The organism is Bradyrhizobium sp. MI1.10 (assembly GCF_055811035.1).
On sequence record NZ_JBVVPN010000002.1, the window covers coordinates 156,459 to 172,310 of the forward strand.

Annotated in this window: 15 protein-coding genes; 13 read left to right on the forward strand and 2 right to left on the reverse strand. The window is 64.1% G+C overall.

From position 1 onward, the window contains the following. Positions 1-18: 18 nt before the first annotated feature. Both AC0L3K_RS02870 and AC0L3K_RS02875 read right to left on the reverse strand, forming a co-directional pair. Positions 19-1,314: a spinster family MFS transporter gene (locus AC0L3K_RS02870; RefSeq protein WP_473365467.1), complete on the reverse strand. Its 1,296-nt coding sequence runs from the start codon at positions 1,312-1,314 to the stop codon at positions 19-21. A 60-nt stretch (positions 1,315-1,374) separates the two neighbouring features. Then, the gene (locus AC0L3K_RS02875) at positions 1,375-2,565 is read right to left on the reverse strand and encodes an aromatic ring-hydroxylating dioxygenase subunit alpha (protein ID WP_007603530.1); all 1,191 of its coding nucleotides are present in this window, start codon (positions 2,563-2,565) and stop codon (positions 1,375-1,377) included. 181 nt (positions 2,566-2,746) lie between these two features. Between AC0L3K_RS02875 and AC0L3K_RS02880 the strand changes: the two genes are divergently transcribed. The 13 genes from AC0L3K_RS02880 (at position 2,747) to nuoI (ending at position 15,845) form a co-directional block, all read left to right on the forward strand. Then, positions 2,747-3,262, forward strand: coding sequence for a MarR family winged helix-turn-helix transcriptional regulator (locus AC0L3K_RS02880; RefSeq protein ID WP_007603531.1), 516 nt, complete (start codon positions 2,747-2,749; stop codon positions 3,260-3,262). 199 nt (positions 3,263-3,461) lie between these two features. Next, positions 3,462-5,711 carry a TonB-dependent siderophore receptor gene (locus tag AC0L3K_RS02885; RefSeq protein ID WP_473365489.1) on the forward strand — a complete coding sequence of 750 codons (2,250 nt, stop codon included), beginning with the start codon at positions 3,462-3,464 and terminating at the stop codon, positions 5,709-5,711. Between the two features lie 576 nt (positions 5,712-6,287). Beyond that, complete coding sequence (locus AC0L3K_RS02890) at positions 6,288-6,653, forward strand: NADH-quinone oxidoreductase subunit A (RefSeq protein WP_007603535.1); 366 nt, start codon at positions 6,288-6,290, stop codon at positions 6,651-6,653. Beyond that, positions 6,644-7,231, forward strand: a complete 588-nt coding sequence (locus tag AC0L3K_RS02895; RefSeq protein WP_473365468.1) for a NuoB/complex I 20 kDa subunit family protein — start codon at positions 6,644-6,646, stop codon at positions 7,229-7,231. Before AC0L3K_RS02890 ends, AC0L3K_RS02895 begins: the two co-directional genes overlap by 10 nt. Before the next feature lie 11 nt (positions 7,232-7,242). Further along, positions 7,243-7,857 carry an NADH-quinone oxidoreductase subunit C gene (locus tag AC0L3K_RS02900; protein WP_007603539.1) on the forward strand — a complete coding sequence of 205 codons (615 nt, stop codon included), beginning with the start codon at positions 7,243-7,245 and terminating at the stop codon, positions 7,855-7,857. 2 nt (positions 7,858-7,859) lie between these two features. Next, positions 7,860-9,056 (forward strand): NADH-quinone oxidoreductase subunit D, encoded by a 1,197-nt coding sequence (locus AC0L3K_RS02905; protein WP_007603549.1) that lies wholly within the window; start codon positions 7,860-7,862, stop codon positions 9,054-9,056. Beyond that, positions 9,056-10,018: an FkbM family methyltransferase gene (locus AC0L3K_RS02910; protein ID WP_219682258.1), complete on the forward strand. Its 963-nt coding sequence runs from the start codon at positions 9,056-9,058 to the stop codon at positions 10,016-10,018. The genes AC0L3K_RS02905 and AC0L3K_RS02910 overlap by 1 nt, the downstream gene beginning before the upstream one ends. A gap of 12 nt (positions 10,019-10,030) precedes the next feature. Further along, a complete protein-coding gene (nuoE, locus tag AC0L3K_RS02915; RefSeq protein WP_219682217.1) occupies positions 10,031-10,642 on the forward strand; it encodes an NADH-quinone oxidoreductase subunit NuoE in 612 nt (203 codons plus the stop codon). After that, positions 10,642-10,848 (forward strand): hypothetical protein, encoded by a 207-nt coding sequence (locus AC0L3K_RS02920; protein WP_007603552.1) that lies wholly within the window; start codon positions 10,642-10,644, stop codon positions 10,846-10,848. The genes nuoE and AC0L3K_RS02920 overlap by 1 nt, the downstream gene beginning before the upstream one ends. A gap of 15 nt (positions 10,849-10,863) precedes the next feature. Then, entirely contained in the window at positions 10,864-12,189 is a 1,326-nt protein-coding gene (gene nuoF, locus AC0L3K_RS02925; RefSeq protein WP_219682216.1) for an NADH-quinone oxidoreductase subunit NuoF, read from the forward strand. A gap of 5 nt (positions 12,190-12,194) precedes the next feature. After that, positions 12,195-14,270, forward strand: coding sequence for an NADH-quinone oxidoreductase subunit NuoG (gene nuoG / locus AC0L3K_RS02930; RefSeq protein ID WP_473365469.1), 2,076 nt, complete (start codon positions 12,195-12,197; stop codon positions 14,268-14,270). Between the two features lie 4 nt (positions 14,271-14,274). Then, on the forward strand, positions 14,275-15,342 hold the full coding sequence (gene nuoH, locus AC0L3K_RS02935) for an NADH-quinone oxidoreductase subunit NuoH (RefSeq protein WP_007603555.1): 1,068 nt from the start codon (positions 14,275-14,277) through the stop codon (positions 15,340-15,342). 14 nt (positions 15,343-15,356) lie between these two features. Beyond that, positions 15,357-15,845: an NADH-quinone oxidoreductase subunit NuoI gene (gene nuoI, locus AC0L3K_RS02940; RefSeq protein ID WP_026232873.1), complete on the forward strand. Its 489-nt coding sequence runs from the start codon at positions 15,357-15,359 to the stop codon at positions 15,843-15,845. Positions 15,846-15,852: the final 7 nt, after the last annotated feature.

Genomic DNA, 15,852 nt, shown 5'->3' on the forward strand with positions numbered 1-15,852 from the left:
TTGCGGTCTGCACCGGCCTCAGACGGCCGCCCGGCCGATATCGTTCCGGATCGAGCGCGCCGCCCAGACGAACAGGAGCGCCCCCAGCGTGGTCGTGACCGCCGCCGAAAGCAGGGAATAGCGCACGGCCTCGGCGCCGTAAGCGCCCTTCAGGGCATCGTTGACCACGCCTACCGCGAGCGGCCCGACGCCCTGGCCGAAGCAGGTGGCGGTGAGCGCGATCAGGGCGGAGGCCAGCGCCCGCATGCTCGGCTTGGCCACCGTCTGCGCGATCGCGAAGATCGGTCCGAGATGGAAGCCGACCAGGAACGAGGTCAGCGCCAGCGTGGCCACCATCATCGCAAAGTCCTGCGTCAGCATGCACAGCGCGAACACCGGGCCGGCAAGGCCCGAGGTGATGGCGGGCGCCCACAGCTTCCAGCGATCGTCGCGGCGGCTGATCTGCGCCACCACGAAGCCGCCGAGCAGGGTGCCCGCCATGCCGGCGAGCCCCTTGAAGGTGCCGGCATAGGTGCCGATCTCGGCGCTCGACAGATGGTGCACGCGCGCGAGGAACGGCGGTATCCACGCCGCGGTCGCATAGTTCGTGTAAGTGGTGAGACAGAAGCCGATCAGCACGATGATGAAGCTCTGCTGCGAGGCCAGGAAGCGCAGGGTCGGCCCGAGCGGCTCAGGCACGAAAGTCTCCTGCATGGCGCCGCGCTTCGGCTCGGAGATCGTCAGCCACAGGACAATAGCGAGCAGGATACCGGGCAGGCCCGCGACGTAGAATGCCATCCGCCAGCCATAGTGCTGGTTGACGTACCCGCCCACGAAATAGCCGAGGAAGACGCCGAGATAGGTGCCGACGGCGTAGATGCCGAGCGCGCGCGGACGCTCATTCTTGGCAAAGAGATCAGCGACGATCGATTGCGAGGCGGGAGAGCCCGCGGATTCGCCGATGCCGACGCCGATCCTCGCCAGCGCCAGCGAAGTGACGCTCGAAGCGGCGCCGCACAACGCCGTCATCGCACTCCAGAACGCGAACGCAGCGGCGACGATGTTGCGCCGGTTGAGCCGGTCGGCGACGCGCGCGATGGGAATGCCGAGCAGGGAATAGAACAGGGCGAAGCCGAAGCCCGCGAGCAGGCCCATCATGGTGTCGCTGAGCTGGAATTCCTTCTTGATGGGCTCGATCAGGACGTTGAAGATCGTGCGGTCGAGGAAGTTCAGCGCGTAGATGATCGTGAGCAGGCCGAGCACGTAATAGCGCCGTGCCGAGGGTTTTGCCGCGGCGGCCGTTTGCACCGACATCTGTGACGTCACATCGACCATCGCTTCCCCCAATTTGTCGTTGTTCTCGTTGTCGGTCCAGCCCTGATTGGAGCTGGCATGTCAGCCTTCGCGGATGTAATTCCCCGCTTCGAATTCGACCGGAGGCGCGTTCACATCGAATGAGATTCCGATCGGATTGCGGCCTGCTTCCATCGCTTCGAGCTGCTCGCTCAGCATGCGCCGGATCATGAGGATGCCGCGGTCGCTCTGGCCGAAATGCTCCTCGGAATGGATGGTCTGCGGTCCCTGGCCGACCTGGGCTTCGTAATCGCCCGGAAATTGCTGGTGCTCTTCCTCGGTCATGTCCCACCAGAATTTGCCGTTGAACTTCGAACGCATGCGGCCGATGTCGCCGGCGCTCTTGACGCGACCGGCGACGTAGATGCGGAACGAGGTGTCATCGATCGGCAGCGTCCAGCCAAGCGACTCGACGCGGGCGAACTGCGCCACGCGAGGGTTCGGCACGACGCGCAAGGTGGGGAGCGCCGCCTCGGTGACGCGGTAAAACACACGGCCGTCATCCTGCTTGCGGATCGAGCGTACGGCGATGCCGCGCGGCGTTTTGTCGAACGTCACCTCCGGCATCGACGCCATCATGTTGGTGAATTGCGGACCCGAGAACGAGCCGTGCAGCACCGGCACGTGGTAGGGATCGACCACATTCTCGAAATGCTGGAGCCAGTTGCAGGGGATGATCGCGGGACCGCCGCCGCCGATCGAGGAATCGTCGGCCTCGACGAACTCGCCGTCGTCCATGGTCTCCAGGCATTCATAGGCCGGTAGCACCGGACGTTTCTCGGCCGGGCCCATATAGGCGAAGATCAGTCCGTAGCGTTCCTCGACCGGATACCAGGGCTGGCGCACCTTGTCCTTGAACTGGCCGCCGTCGGGCTCGCAGGGCTGCTCCAGGCAATGACCCTCGGTGTCGAACTTCCAGCCGTGATAGCAGCAGCGGATGCCGTCCTCCTCGACCTTGCCATAATAGAGCGTGGTGCCGCGGTGGCAGCAGCGAGCGTGCAGCAAACCGGCGCGGCCGTGCTTGTCGCGGAACAGCACCAGATCCTCGCCGAGCGTGCGGACTTTCTTCGGCGTGTCGGTGGCGTCACTGATGAGGCCAACCGGATGCCAGTAGCGGCGGAGCAGTTCGCCCATCGGCGTGCCGCGCACGACCGAGGTGAGCTCGGTGCGGGTGTGCGCCGGCTTCATCGCATAGGCCGTGCCGAGATCGCGATCCCGCTGGGTGATGCTCATACCGGTCCTCCCGCAGTTGGCCGTACCGGCCGGGCCATTTTTGATGCCTTGTGCCAAGTGAAGATTAGATAGATGATAATGTCAACGATTTCTAAATGCCTCTTAGTCGCATTCGGATCAGGCTGGGGAGGTCGCGCTACCAAGACTTGGCACGCCGCGGCTTTCTTGGCAGAGGTGGACCATGAGCCAGACATCAAGCAGGGCCGGGCGCACATCGTCCGATGCGGACGAAAGTCAGTCGCCGGCGCCGATCACCGTCATGCTATCGTCGCGGCTGATGGTGCTGGCCAATCTGCTCAAGCGCGGTGCCATCCTGCGCTACAAGCGCCTCGCCGGATTGTCATCGGTCGAGTTCGGCCTGGTCGCCTCGCTCGGCCGGCGGCCGCCGATGAGCGTGGCGCGGCTTGCGGAAGCCGTCGGCCAGGACAAGGGGCAGATCAGCCGCGCGCTTGCGGAACTCGTGTCGCGCAAGCTGATCGCGAAATCGGCCAACCCGAAAGACAGCCGCGAGGTGCTGGTCTCGCTGACCGCAACGGGCCTTGCGGCACATGATGCGATCGTCGCCGGTGCGCAGGAGCGCAATCGGCGTTTGCGCGAACATCTGAGCGAAGCCGAGTTCGCGACCTTGCTGCAGCAGGTCGATCAGCTGACGGCGATCGCCGCCGAGATGCTCGAGAGCGAGAAGATTTCGCGCTGACGTTTCGGCGATCCCGGAACATGTTGGATCGCTTCCAAGACCCTTTCCAAGACTCTTTCTAAGACTCCTTCTAAGAGGCTTTCAATTAGGGAATTCGCGCGCGCTCCCCTAAGCGTCACCGCAAGCGCATGCCGTCATGGGCCGACAGCATGTGCAATCAAAACACGCAGTTTTGGGGTTGCGCGTGAACAGTCTTGGAATGCTGCGGTCGGCCGTATTGGCGACCGCATCCGCCTGGGTTTTGCTGCCGCAGGCATCGCTTGCACAATCTCCTGCGCAGAGTGGCGCGCAGAACATTCCGTCGGTGACCGTCACCGCGCCGGAAGCGCGCCGCCGGGCGGCGCCCTCCGTCCAGCGCCGCGCGCCGCGATCATCCGAGCAGACCGCCAGCCGGAGCAGGCCGCCGCCGCGCAATGTCGGTTTCGTCGAGACGCCACGCGGGCCGGTGCACGGCTACGTCGCCGGCCGCAGCTCGTCCGGCACCAAGACCAACACGCCGATCATGGAGACGCCGCAGGCGGTGTCGGTGATTGGCGCGGAGCAGATCCGCGACCAGAAGGCGAACAAGCTCGACGAGGTCCTGCGCTATGCCGCCGGCGTCCGCGCCGGGACCTTCGGCGCGGACACGCGCAACGACTGGTGGCTGATCCGCGGCTTCAAGTCCGACGATGTCGGACTGTTCCTCGACGGCATGCAGCTGTTCTACACGTCCTATGCGAGCTGGAAGCTTCAGACGCCCAACATGGAGCGCGTCGAGGTGCTGCGCGGTCCGTCGGCCGTGCTCTATGGCGGATCGAGCCCGAGCGGCATCGTCAACGTCATCAGCAAGATGCCGCCCGCGGAGCCCGTCCGTTTCATCGAGACCGGCGTCAACAATTTCGGCAATGCCTATGTCGGCTTCGATGTCGGCGGTCCGGTCGCGACGAGCCCTGAGAACGGCAAGCTGTTCTACCGCGTCGTCGGCCAGGTCCAGAACGGCCCCACGCAGGTCAATTTCACGCCGGATAACAACTACTTCATCGCGCCCTCGGTGACCTGGAAGCCGGACGCCGACACGACGTTCACGGTGCTGGCTTCAGCTTCCCGGCAGGAAACCCGAGGCATCAACTTCCTGCCCTATGAGGGCACGGTGACCAACGCTCGGTTCGGCAAGATCCCGACCAGCTTTTTCGCCGGGGATCCCAGCGTCGACAAGTTCACGCGCGAGCAGGAGATGCTCGGCTATCAGGTCGAGCGCAATCTCACCGACGATCTGACATTCCGGCAAAATGCGCGCTTTGCCCATGTCGACGTGACCTATCGCGGCTACGTCGGCAACAATTGGGCTGACATCAACACGGCTAGTCTTGGTCGCTACAATTGGTATGCGAAGAACACCGCCAACCAAGCCAATCTCGACAACCAGCTGGAGTACCGCTTCAACACCGGCGCGGTGCGGCACACCATGCTGTTCGGGGTCGATTTGAAGGGCTACCAGATCGACGACTATCAGGCTTTCAACTTCGGCACCGTTCCTTCGATCAACGTCTTCAATCCCGCCTATGGATTTGACATTCCGTTGACGGGCGCACCGTTCCGCAACTTCCAGATTACGCAGAAGCAGGCCGGCACCTATCTTCAGGATCAGATGAAGCTCGGCAACTTCACGCTGGTGCTGAGCGGCCGCAACGATTGGGTCGAGACGACGCAGGCTGGCCGTGATACCGGCGCCACGCTCGCCAGCCGCGACGACAGCAGGTTCAGCGGGCGCGCCGGGCTGATCTACAATTTCGACAACGGCATCGCGCCCTATGTGTCGTACGCCACAAGCTACAATCCAATTATCGGCCTCAACGCGCAAAACCAGCTGTTCCTGCCGGAGACCGGCCAGCAGGCGGAAATCGGCGTCAAGGTCGCGCCGCGGGGATTTGACGGCTACTTCACCGCTTCGGTGTTCGACTTGAAACGTCAGCATGTGGCAACGACCGACCCTGTCGTCACGACCTTGCAGAACCAGACCGGGGAGGTGACCTCGCGCGGCATCGAGCTCGAAGCGGTGGCGAACGCCACGCGCGAGCTGAAGCTGATCGGCTCGTTCACGGCCTACCATTTGTTCAACAGCAGGGATCTGGACCCGGCGTTGGTCGGCAAGACCCCGACCAACACGCCTGAGCTTCTGGTGTCCGGCTGGGCGGACTACACCTTCAAGGACGGGCCGCTGGCGGGCTTCGGCTTCGGCGGCGGCATCCGCTATATCGGTTCGTCGTGGGCGGATGCGGCCAATACCCTTGAGGTTCCCGCGGTCGTGCTGGGCGATCTCGCGCTCCACCATGAATGGCAGAACTGGCGCACCGCGCTGAACGTGGTCAATTTGACCGACAAGATCTACGTCGCCAGCTGCGCGGCGGCGTCCTCCTGCTTCTACGGCGACCGCCGGCGCGTCACCGCCAGCGTTTCCTACAAATGGTGAGGACAGGCCAAATGGTGGGGAAAGGCGAAAGGCGATCGTGAGAGCCTGACCGGCTCGTCACCCGGCTTCCACCACGAGATCGATGAGCTCGCGGGCCATGCCCCCCGGCCCGAAGCTCATGCGAGCGCGGCGCGCGACGACCCAGCCACGTTGCCGCCGCGCTCGCCACCCATTTTTCGCTGCGGCGAAGCGGGCGCCTCCTGCCCGACGCATTCGCCAGACGAGCCCGGGTCCGATCGTGATGCATGGCTCCCGGGTCGCTCGCCCGATAATGGGCGCGCTTGGCCTCGTTGTAATCTGGACTTTGCAGCGTCGCGGCCTAGATAGAGTGAGCCTTCCCAACCACGGACGTCACGGCCCAGCGCGTGTGGACTGATCGGGGCGCCCTTGCTGGGGCGGTCGATCTGCTCCATACCAGCCGCGGGGTGATTCCGGGATTTCCACCGTTCTGAGGGCGACAAAGGGCCTAAAAAGAGCGTGTCTTGCGCCCATTGGTGCACTGCGCTAAGGCTCAGAACAATTCCAAACTGGACGAATCCGTGGCTGTCCCGAGGCTGCGGGAAAAAGGGCTCGTCAATGAGCGGCATTCTGCAGAACTATCTTCCACTCGTCGTCTTCATAGGGGTAGCGGGCCTCATTGGCCTGGTGCTGCTGATCGCGCCGTTCATCGTGGCGTTCCAGCAGCCTGACCCGGAAAAGCTGTCGGCGTATGAGTGCGGTTTCAACGCCTTCGACGACGCCCGCATGAAGTTCGACGTCCGCTTCTATCTCGTCGCCATCCTCTTCATCATCTTCGACCTCGAGGTGGCGTTCCTGTTTCCCTGGGCTGTGGCGTTCGGCAAGCTTGGCGCGACCGGCTTCTGGTCCATGGTGGTGTTCCTTGGCGTGCTGACGGTCGGGTTCGCCTATGAATGGAAGAAAGGCGCACTGGAATGGGATTGAACCCTGTGTCGTCCGCCGGTCCGGTTCTCGCGCCGGCCCCCAAGGGCATCCTTGACCCGTCGACCGGCAAGCCGGGCGGGGCCAATGATCCGTTCTTCCTCGAGGTCAATTCGGAACTGTCCGACAAGGGCTTCTTCGTGGCCGCGACCGACGACCTCATCACCTGGGCGCGTACCGGCTCGCTGATGTGGATGACCTTCGGTCTCGCCTGCTGCGCGGTCGAGATGATGCAGGTGTCGATGCCGCGCTACGACGTCGAGCGCTTCGGCTTCGCGCCGCGCGCCTCGCCGCGTCAGTCGGACGTGATGATCGTCGCGGGGACCCTGACCAACAAGATGGCGCCGGCGCTGCGCAAGGTCTACGACCAGATGCCCGAGCCGCGTTACGTCATCTCGATGGGCTCCTGCGCCAACGGCGGCGGCTACTATCACTATTCCTACTCGGTCGTGCGCGGTTGCGATCGTATCGTGCCGATCGACATCTACGTGCCGGGCTGCCCGCCCACGGCGGAAGCGCTGCTCTACGGCGTGCTGCTGCTGCAGAAGAAGATCCGCCGCACCGGCACCATCGAACGCTAAGGTTTTACGTCATGGACGACGCCAAGCTCGACGCCCTGGGGCAGACGATCGTTAGCGCGCTTCCGGGCGCCGCCATCGGTCATTCGGTGGCCTTCAACCAGCTCACGGTCGATGTCGAGGTCAGCAAGATCGTCGAGGTGGTCAAGTACCTCCGCGACGACCCGAACTGCCGCTTCATCAATTTCACCGACATCACGGCGGCGGACTATCCCTCGCGCGAGAAGCGCTTCGACGTGATCTATCACTTCCTGTCACCGACCCTGAACGCGCGGGTCCGGCTCAAGGCCCAGGCCGACGAGACCACGCAGGTGCCGTCGCTGATCGAGGTGTTTCCCGGCGCCGACTGGTTCGAGCGCGAGGCCTACGACCTCTACGGCGTGATCTTCGTCGGTCATCCCGACATGCGCCGCCTCCTGACCGATTACGGCTTCGAGGGTCATCCGCTGCGCAAGGATTTCCCGACCACCGGCTTCCTCGAGGTCCGCTACGACGACCAGGAGAAGCGGGTGGTGTACGAGCCGGTCAGGCTCAACCAGGAATTCCGCAAGTTCGACTTTTTGTCCCCGTGGGAGGGCGCCGACTATCCGGTCCTTCCGGGCGATGAAAAAGCGGGGCCGAAGGTCTGATCATGAACGAGCAACCCGAACAGCTTCGCAACTTTACGATCAACTTCGGACCGCAGCATCCAGCTGCGCACGGTGTTCTTCGTCTTGTGCTTGAATTGGATGGTGAGGTCGTCGCCCGCGTCGACCCGCATATCGGCCTGCTTCACCGCGGCACCGAAAAGCTGATCGAGCAGAAGACCTATCTGCAGGCGATCCCTTATTTCGACCGCCTCGACTACGTCGCGCCGATGAACCAGGAGCACGCCTTCTGCATGGCTGCAGAAAAGCTGCTCGGCATCGAGGTGCCGCGCCGCGCGCAGCTGATCCGCGTGCTCTATTGCGAGATCGGCCGGATCCTGTCGCACCTGCTCAACGTCACCACGCAGGCGATGGACGTCGGCGCGCTGACCCCGCCGCTGTGGGGTTTCGAAGAGCGCGAAAAGTTGATGGTATTCTACGAGCGCGCCTCAGGCAGCCGCATGCACGCAGCCTATTTCCGCGTCGGCGGCGTGCATCAGGACCTGCCGCAGAAGCTGGTCGACGACATCGACGCCTGGTGTGATCCGTTCCTGAAAGTGGTCGAAGATCTCGACCGGCTGCTCACCGCCAACCGCATCTTCAAGCAGCGCAACGTCGACATCGGCGTCGTCTCGCTGAAGGAAGCCTGGGAGTGGGGCTTCTCCGGCGTGATGGTGCGCGGTTCGGGCGCGGCCTGGGATCTGCGCAAGTCGCAGCCCTATGAATGCTACGCCGAGATGGATTTCGACATCCCGATCGGCAAGAACGGCGACTGCTACGACCGCTATCTGATCCGCATGGAAGAGATGCGCCAGTCCGTGCGCATCATGAAGCAGTGCATCCAGAAGCTGAACGCAGCCGACGGGAAGGGCCCCGTCGTCGTCGAGGACAACAAGGTCGCACCGCCGCGCCGTGGCGAGATGAAGCGCTCGATGGAAGCGCTGATCCACCACTTCAAGCTCTACACCGAAGGCGTCCACGTGCCGGCCGGCGAGGTCTATGCCGCGGTCGAGGCGCCCAAGGGCGAGTTCGGCGTCTTTCTGATCTCGGACGGCACCAACAAGCCCTACAAGTGCAAGATCCGCGCGCCGGGCTTTGCGCATCTGCAGGCCATGGACCACATCTGCCGCGGTCATCTGCTCGCCGACGTCTCGGCGATCCTCGGCTCGCTCGACATCGTGTTCGGAGAGGTCGATCGGTGATGGCGCAGGCGCCGATCCAGTTTGACCGCGCCTCGGGGGCCCTTGAAGGGGCCAACCTGTGGGAGCGGACGGCTGCCTTGGCGCTGGTGACGGGATCGAAGATCTCGTCGCACTTCTCGCATATGGGCTACATCGCCTGCGCCAATCTGCTGCGGAAGACGCTGCCCGAGCGCAACATCGCGATCAAGCTCAACCCCGACGCCGTGTTCGAATTTCCCTACGGCGACGGCTATTGGAGCAAGCTGCTCAACCGCTCCTACAATTACGAGGACGAGCTGGAGCTGTTGTTCGCCGACTCCATCGACGTCGACTACACGCTGCTCGATTGCGGCGCGAATTACGGCTATTGGTCGGTGCTGGTGTCAAGCAAGCCGTTCGGTTCGCACAAGGCGATCGCGATCGAGCCGTCGGGGCAGAACTATCCGAAGCTCGCCAACAACGTCCGCATCAATGGCAGCCGCTTCGAGACCATGAAATGCGCGATCGGCGCGGCCCGTGGCACCGCGCGTCTGTCAGGCACCAAGCACGAGGCTTTCAGCATTGCCGGCGATGCGTCGGCGGTCGGCGAGGACGTGCCGGTCATCGCGCTCGACAATCTGATCGACGACGGCAAGGTCGCTAGCACCGGCAAGTACCTGATCAAGCTCGACGTCGAGGGCGTCGAGATCGAGGCGATCAAGGGCGGCGCCCGGCTGCTCCAGGCCGACAGCGTCGTCATGTGCGAGGAGCACGGCAGCGACCGCTCGCACGCAGTATCGCGCTACATCCTCGAACACACCCCGCTGAAGCTGATCGTCTACGATCCCAGCACAAGGCGTATGGAGACGGTGACCGAGCTGTCGATCCTCGACCGCATCAAGGTCTCCACCCATGTCGGCTACAATGTTTTCGGCACCGCAAGCGCATTCTGGCAGGACAGGATCAATGCCCTGAATGCGAAAACCGCGCGCCGCATGCAATGAGAGATTGAAGAGATGTCCGTTCGCCGATTAGCACCGAAGGAAGTCCAGCCCGCGAGCTTTGCGTTCACGGAGGAGAACCTCGCGTTCGCCAAGCAGCAGATCGCGAAATATCCGGCCGGGCGCCAGGCTTCGGCCGTCATCGCCATCCTCTGGCGCGTTCAGGAACAGCACGAAGGCTGGGTCTCGGAGGCCGCGATCCGCGCTGTCGCCGACATGCTCGATATGCCCTATATCCGCGTGCTCGAGGTCGCGACCTTCTACACGATGTTCCAGCTGGCCCCGGTCGGTAAGAAGGCCCACATCCAGGTCTGCGGCACCACGCCGTGCCGCCTGCGCGGCGCCGAGGATCTGATCCACGTCTGCGAGCACCGCATCCATCACGAGCCCTTCCATCTCTCCAAGGACGGCAATTTCAGCTGGGAGGAGGTGGAGTGCCTCGGTGCCTGCGTGAATGCGCCGATGGTGCTGATCGGCAAGGACACCTATGAGGATCTGACCAAGGAAAGCTTCGGCAAGGTGCTTGACGGCTTTGCTTCGGGCAATCCGCCCAAGCCCGGTCCGCAGAACGGCCGCCAGTTCTCGGCGCCGACCGGTGGGCCGACCACGCTGAAGGAGATCACCTGATGCGTGATCTCTCGGCGCCGCGAGTTGAAGGGAGCAGTGTTGTGAAGAAGTGGGGCTTCGTCGCAATGCATTCCGCCGTGGCGGCCACATTCATTTTCCTGCTTCAGCGCTTCGCCCTCAGCGCGTCGCTGGAATCCAGCCTGCTCTGGGCGCTGACCTTTGCCGTCTGCGCCGCCGGGCTTGCCTACAAGCAAGCCAACCGTTGATCGGAAAGCACTGACATGCTCGAGGACAAGGACCGCATCTTCAAGAACCTTTACGGCCTCCACGATTGGGGGCTCGAGGGCGCGCGGCGCCGCGGCGCCTGGGATGGAACGAAGAACATCATCGACAAGGGCCGTGACTGGATCATCAACGAGATGAAGGCCTCTGGCCTGCGCGGCCGCGGTGGCGCCGGCTTCCCGACCGGCCTGAAATGGTCGTTCATGCCGAAGGAATCGACCGACGGCCGGCCGAGCTATCTCGTCGTCAACGCCGACGAGTCCGAGCCCGGGACCTGCAAGGATCGCGAGATCATGCGGCACGATCCGCATCTCCTGATCGAGGGCTGCCTGATCGCGAGCTGTGCGATGAATGCGCATGCCTGCTACATCTATGTCCGCGGCGAGTTCATCCGCGAGCGCGAGCATCTCCAGGCGGCGATCGACCAGGCCTATGAGGCCAAGCTGGTCGGCAAGGACAATATCAACGGCTGGCCGTTCGACATCTATGTCGCCCACGGCGCCGGCGCCTACATCTGCGGCGAGGAAACTGCGCTGCTCGAGAGCCTCGAAGGCAAGAAGGGCCAGCCGCGGCTGAAGCCGCCGTTCCCGGCGAATGTCGGCCTGTACGGCTGCCCGACCACCGTCAACAATGTCGAGTCGATCGCGGTTGCGCCGGACATTCTGCGCCGGGGCGCGGCGTGGTTCGCCGGCATCGGCCGTCCGAACAATGTCGGCACCAAGCTGTTCTGCATTTCCGGCCACGTCGAGCGGCCCTGCAACGTCGAAGAGGCCATGGGCATTCCGTTCCGTGAGCTGATCGAGAAGCATTGCGGCGGCGTCCGCGGCGGCTGGGACAACCTCAAGGCCGTGATCCCCGGCGGCTCCTCGGTGCGCATGGTGCCGGCCGAGCAGATCATCGACACGCCGATGGATTTCGACTCGTTGAGCAAGCTGCGCTCGGGCCTCGGCACCGCGGCCGTGATCGTGATGGACAAGTCGACCGATTTGATCCGCGCCATCGCCCGCATCTCCTATTTCTACAAGCACGAGAGCTGCGGCCAGTGCACGCCATGCCGCGAGGGCACCGGCTGGATGTGGCGCGTCTTGACCCGCATGGCCGACGGTCGCGCCCACAAGCGCGAGATCGACATGCTGCTGGAAGTCACCAAGCAGGTCGAAGGCCACACCATCTGCGCGCTCGGCGACGCGGCGGCGTGGCCGATCCAGGGCCTGATCGCGCATTTCCGTCATGAGATCGAAGCGCGCATCGACCAGTATTCGCATAAGGCCGACATCGACGATGCCGGCGTCCGCGATCCCGTGAACATGGTCGCGGCGGAGTAGAGACAATGACCAAGCTCATCATCGACGGTAAAGAGATCGATGTCCCCGCCGAATACACGCTGCTTCAGGCGTGCGAGGCGGCCGGCGCCGAGATTCCGCGCTTCTGCTATCACGAGCGGCTGTCGATCGCCGGCAATTGCCGGATGTGCCTCGTCGAGGTGAAGGGCGGCCCGAAGCCGGTCGCGAGCTGCGCCTGGGGCGTGCGCGATTGCCGTCCGGGTCCCAGGGGCGAGCCGCCGGAAATCTCCACCCGTTCGCCGATGGTGAAGAAGGCGCGCGAAGGCGTGATGGAATTCCTTCTCATCAACCATCCGCTGGATTGCCCGATCTGCGACCAGGGCGGCGAGTGCGACCTGCAGGACCAGGCGATGGGCTATGGTGTCGACACCAGCCGCTTCGCCGAGAACAAGCGCGCCGTCGAGGACAAATATCTCGGCGCGCTGGTCAAGACCTCGATGAACCGCTGCATCCAGTGCACCCGCTGCGTCCGCTTCTCGGCGGAAGTGGCCGGCGCCCCCGAAATGGGCGCGACCGGCCGCGGCGAGGACATGGAGATCACGACCTATCTCGAGCACGCGCTGACGTCTGAGCTCCAGGGCAATCTCGTCGACATCTGCCCGGTCGGCGCGCTGACCTCGAAGCCTTATGCCTTCGCCGCGCGCCCGTGGGAGCTCGGCAAGACCCAGTCGATCGACGTGATGGACGGCGTGGGCTCTGCGATCCGCGTCGACACCCGCGGCCGCGAAGTGATGCGTATCCTGCCGCGCATCAACGAGGCCGTGAACGAGGAGTGGATCTCGGACAAGACCCGCCACGTCGTCGACGGCCTGCGCACGCAGCGCCTCGACCGGCCCTATATTCGCGAAGCCGGCAAGCTGCGCGCGGCCAGCTGGCCCGAGGCCTTTGCCGCGATCGCCTCCAAGGCGGCCCGCACCGACGGCAAGCGGATCGGCGCGATCGCGGGCGATCTCGCCGGCGTCGAAGAGATGTTCGCGCTGAAGGATTTGCTGGCCAAATACGGCTCGGCCAATCTGGCGGTGCAGGGTGGCGATGCCTTCGATCCCGCGCTCGGCCGCGGCTCCTACATTTTCAATCCGACGCTCGCCGGCGTCGAGCAGGCCGATGCGCTGCTCATCATCGGCGCCAATCCGCGGAAAGAGGCGGCCGTGTTCAACGCCCGCATTCGCAAGCGCTGGCGCGCCGGCGGTTTCAAGGTCGGCGTGATCGGCGCCAAGGCCGATCTGACTTACGACTATGATCACCTCGGCGCGGGCACCGAGACGCTCGGTGAGCTCGCGGCCGGCAAGCACTCCTTCATGGACGTGCTGAAGAACGCCAAGAACCCGATCATCCTGGTCGGTGCCGGCGCCGCCTCGCGCCACGACGGCGCCGCCATTCTCGCAGCCGCGGCCAAGCTCGCGCTCGACGTCGGCGCGCTCAAGGACGGCTGGATCGGCTTTGGCGTGCTGCATGAGAGTGCCTCGCGCGTCGGTGCGCTCGACATCGGCTTTGTCGCCGGTCAGGGCGGGCTGAACGCGGCGCAGATGACGACGTTCGGGACGCTCGATCTGCTGTTCCTGCTCGGCGCCGACGAGATCAAGCCGTCGGACGGCACCTTCGTCGTCTATATCGGCACCCACGGCGACCGCGGCGCCCATCGCGCCGACGTGATCCTGCCGGCAGCCGCCTATACCGAGAAGTCGGCGATCTACGTCAACACCGAAGGCCGCGTGCAGATGACCGGACGGGCCGCATTCCCGCCGGGCGAGGCTCGCGAGGACTGGGCGATTGTCCGCGCGCTGTCGGAGGCGCTCGGCAAGAAGCTTGGCTATGATTCGCTTTCGGCCCTGCGCCAGGCGATCTTCAAGGCCGTGCCGCATCTGATCCGTCTCGATCAGATCGAGGCCGGCTCGGCCGATCAGATCAAGAAGCTCGCGGGGAAGGGCGGCACAACGGAGAAGGCTCCGTTCAAGCCGCTTGTCGAGGACTTCTATTTGACCAACCCAATCGCGCGTGCGTCCGCCGTGATGGCGGAGTGTTCGCGGCTTGCCTCCGGGCAGATGCTGACCGCAGCGGAGTGAGCCGATGGAATTCTTCGAAAGCGCATTCTGGACCGGGTTTCTCTGGCCGCTGATCATCATGATCGCGGAGAGCGTCCTGGTGCTGGTCGTCCTGCTGGTGGCGATCGCCTACATCCTGCTCGCCGACCGCAAGATTTGGGCGGCGGTGCAGATCCGCCGCGGCCCGAACGTGGTCGGTCCCTGGGGCCTGCTGCAATCCTTCGCCGACCTCCTGAAGTTCGTGCTGAAGGAGCCGATCATCCCGTCCGGCGCCAACAAGGGCGTGTTTCTCCTTGCCCCCTTGGTCTCATGCGTGCTCGCGCTCGCGGCCTGGGCGGTGATCCCGACCAATCTCGGCTGGGTGATCTCCGACATCAATGTCGGCGTTCTCTTCATCTTCGCGATCTCGTCGCTGTCGATCTACGGCATCATCATGGCCGGCTGGTCGTCGAACTCGAAATATCCGTTCCTCGCGGCGCTGCGCTCGGCGGCGCAGATGGTCTCCTACGAGGTCTCGATCGGCTTCGTCATCATCACGGTGCTGCTCTGCGCCGGCACGCTGAACCTCTCGGCCGTGGTCGAGGCGCAGCATGTCCGCGGCCTCGCCAGCCTGATCGGGCTGCCGCAGCTCACCATCCTGAACTGGTACGTCTGGCCGCTGTTCCCGATGTTCGTGATCTTCTACGTCTCGGCGTTGGCGGAAACCAACCGCCCGCCGTTCGACCTCGTCGAAGCGGAATCCGAGCTCGTCGCCGGCTTCATGGTCGAGTACGGCTCGACGCCGTATCTGCTGTTCATGCTCGGCGAGTATGTCGCGATTGCCACGATGTGCGCGATGGCGACGATCCTGTTCCTCGGAGGCTGGCTACCGCCGGTGGACCTGCCGCCCTTCAATTGGGTGCCGGGGATCATCTGGTTCTCGCTGAAGCTGTTCTTCATGTTCTTCCTGTTCGCGATGGCCAAGGCGATCGTGCCGCGCTACCGCTACGATCAACTGATGCGCCTCGGCTGGAAAGTCTTCCTTCCGTTGTCGCTGGCGATGGTGATCGTGGTGGCCGGTGTGCTGCACTTTGCCGGCATCGCGCCGAAGTGAGGGCCGTCATGGGTATCAACATCAACGCCACTGCACGCTCGCTTCTGCTGTCGGAATTCGTCTCGGCGTTCTTCCTCGCCATGCGCTATTTCTTCCAGCCGAAGCCGACGCTGAACTATCCCTTCGAGAAGGGGCCGATCTCGCCACGCTTCCGCGGCGAGCATGCGCTGCGGCGCTATCCGAACGGTGAAGAGCGCTGCATCGCCTGCAAGCTGTGCGAAGCGGTTTGCCCGGCCCAGGCCATCACCATCGAGGCCGGTCCGCGCCGCAACGACGGCACCCGCCGGACCGTGCGCTACGACATCGACATGGTGAAGTGCATCTATTGCGGCCTCTGCCAGGAAGCCTGTCCGGTCGATGCCATCGTCGAAGGTCCGAACTTCGAGTTCGCGACCGAGACCCGCGAGGAACTGTTCTATGACAAGGCCAAGCTGCTCGCCAATGGCGACCGCTGGGAACGCGAGATCGCGAAAGCGATCGAACTCGACGCGCCGTACCGGTGAGATGAGA

Coding starts and splice junctions, on each gene's coding strand:
- AC0L3K_RS02875 (WP_007603530.1), bottom strand. CDS start 2,565: ATGAGCATCACCCAGCGGGATCGCGATCTCGGCACGGCCTATGCGATG.
- AC0L3K_RS02900 (WP_007603539.1), top strand. CDS start 7,243: ATGGACGACGCCAAGCTCGACGCCCTGGGGCAGACGATCGTTAGCGCG.
- AC0L3K_RS02910 (WP_219682258.1), top strand. CDS start 9,056: ATGGCGCAGGCGCCGATCCAGTTTGACCGCGCCTCGGGGGCCCTTGAA.
- nuoF (WP_219682216.1), top strand. CDS start 10,864: ATGCTCGAGGACAAGGACCGCATCTTCAAGAACCTTTACGGCCTCCAC.
- AC0L3K_RS02870 (WP_473365467.1), bottom strand. CDS start 1,314: ATGGTCGATGTGACGTCACAGATGTCGGTGCAAACGGCCGCCGCGGCA.
- AC0L3K_RS02905 (WP_007603549.1), top strand. CDS start 7,860: ATGAACGAGCAACCCGAACAGCTTCGCAACTTTACGATCAACTTCGGA.
- AC0L3K_RS02880 (WP_007603531.1), top strand. CDS start 2,747: ATGAGCCAGACATCAAGCAGGGCCGGGCGCACATCGTCCGATGCGGAC.
- AC0L3K_RS02920 (WP_007603552.1), top strand. CDS start 10,642: ATGCGTGATCTCTCGGCGCCGCGAGTTGAAGGGAGCAGTGTTGTGAAG.
- AC0L3K_RS02885 (WP_473365489.1), top strand. CDS start 3,462: ATGCTGCGGTCGGCCGTATTGGCGACCGCATCCGCCTGGGTTTTGCTG.
- nuoG (WP_473365469.1), top strand. CDS start 12,195: ATGACCAAGCTCATCATCGACGGTAAAGAGATCGATGTCCCCGCCGAA.
- nuoH (WP_007603555.1), top strand. CDS start 14,275: ATGGAATTCTTCGAAAGCGCATTCTGGACCGGGTTTCTCTGGCCGCTG.
- AC0L3K_RS02890 (WP_007603535.1), top strand. CDS start 6,288: ATGAGCGGCATTCTGCAGAACTATCTTCCACTCGTCGTCTTCATAGGG.
- AC0L3K_RS02895 (WP_473365468.1), top strand. CDS start 6,644: ATGGGATTGAACCCTGTGTCGTCCGCCGGTCCGGTTCTCGCGCCGGCC.
- nuoE (WP_219682217.1), top strand. CDS start 10,031: ATGTCCGTTCGCCGATTAGCACCGAAGGAAGTCCAGCCCGCGAGCTTT.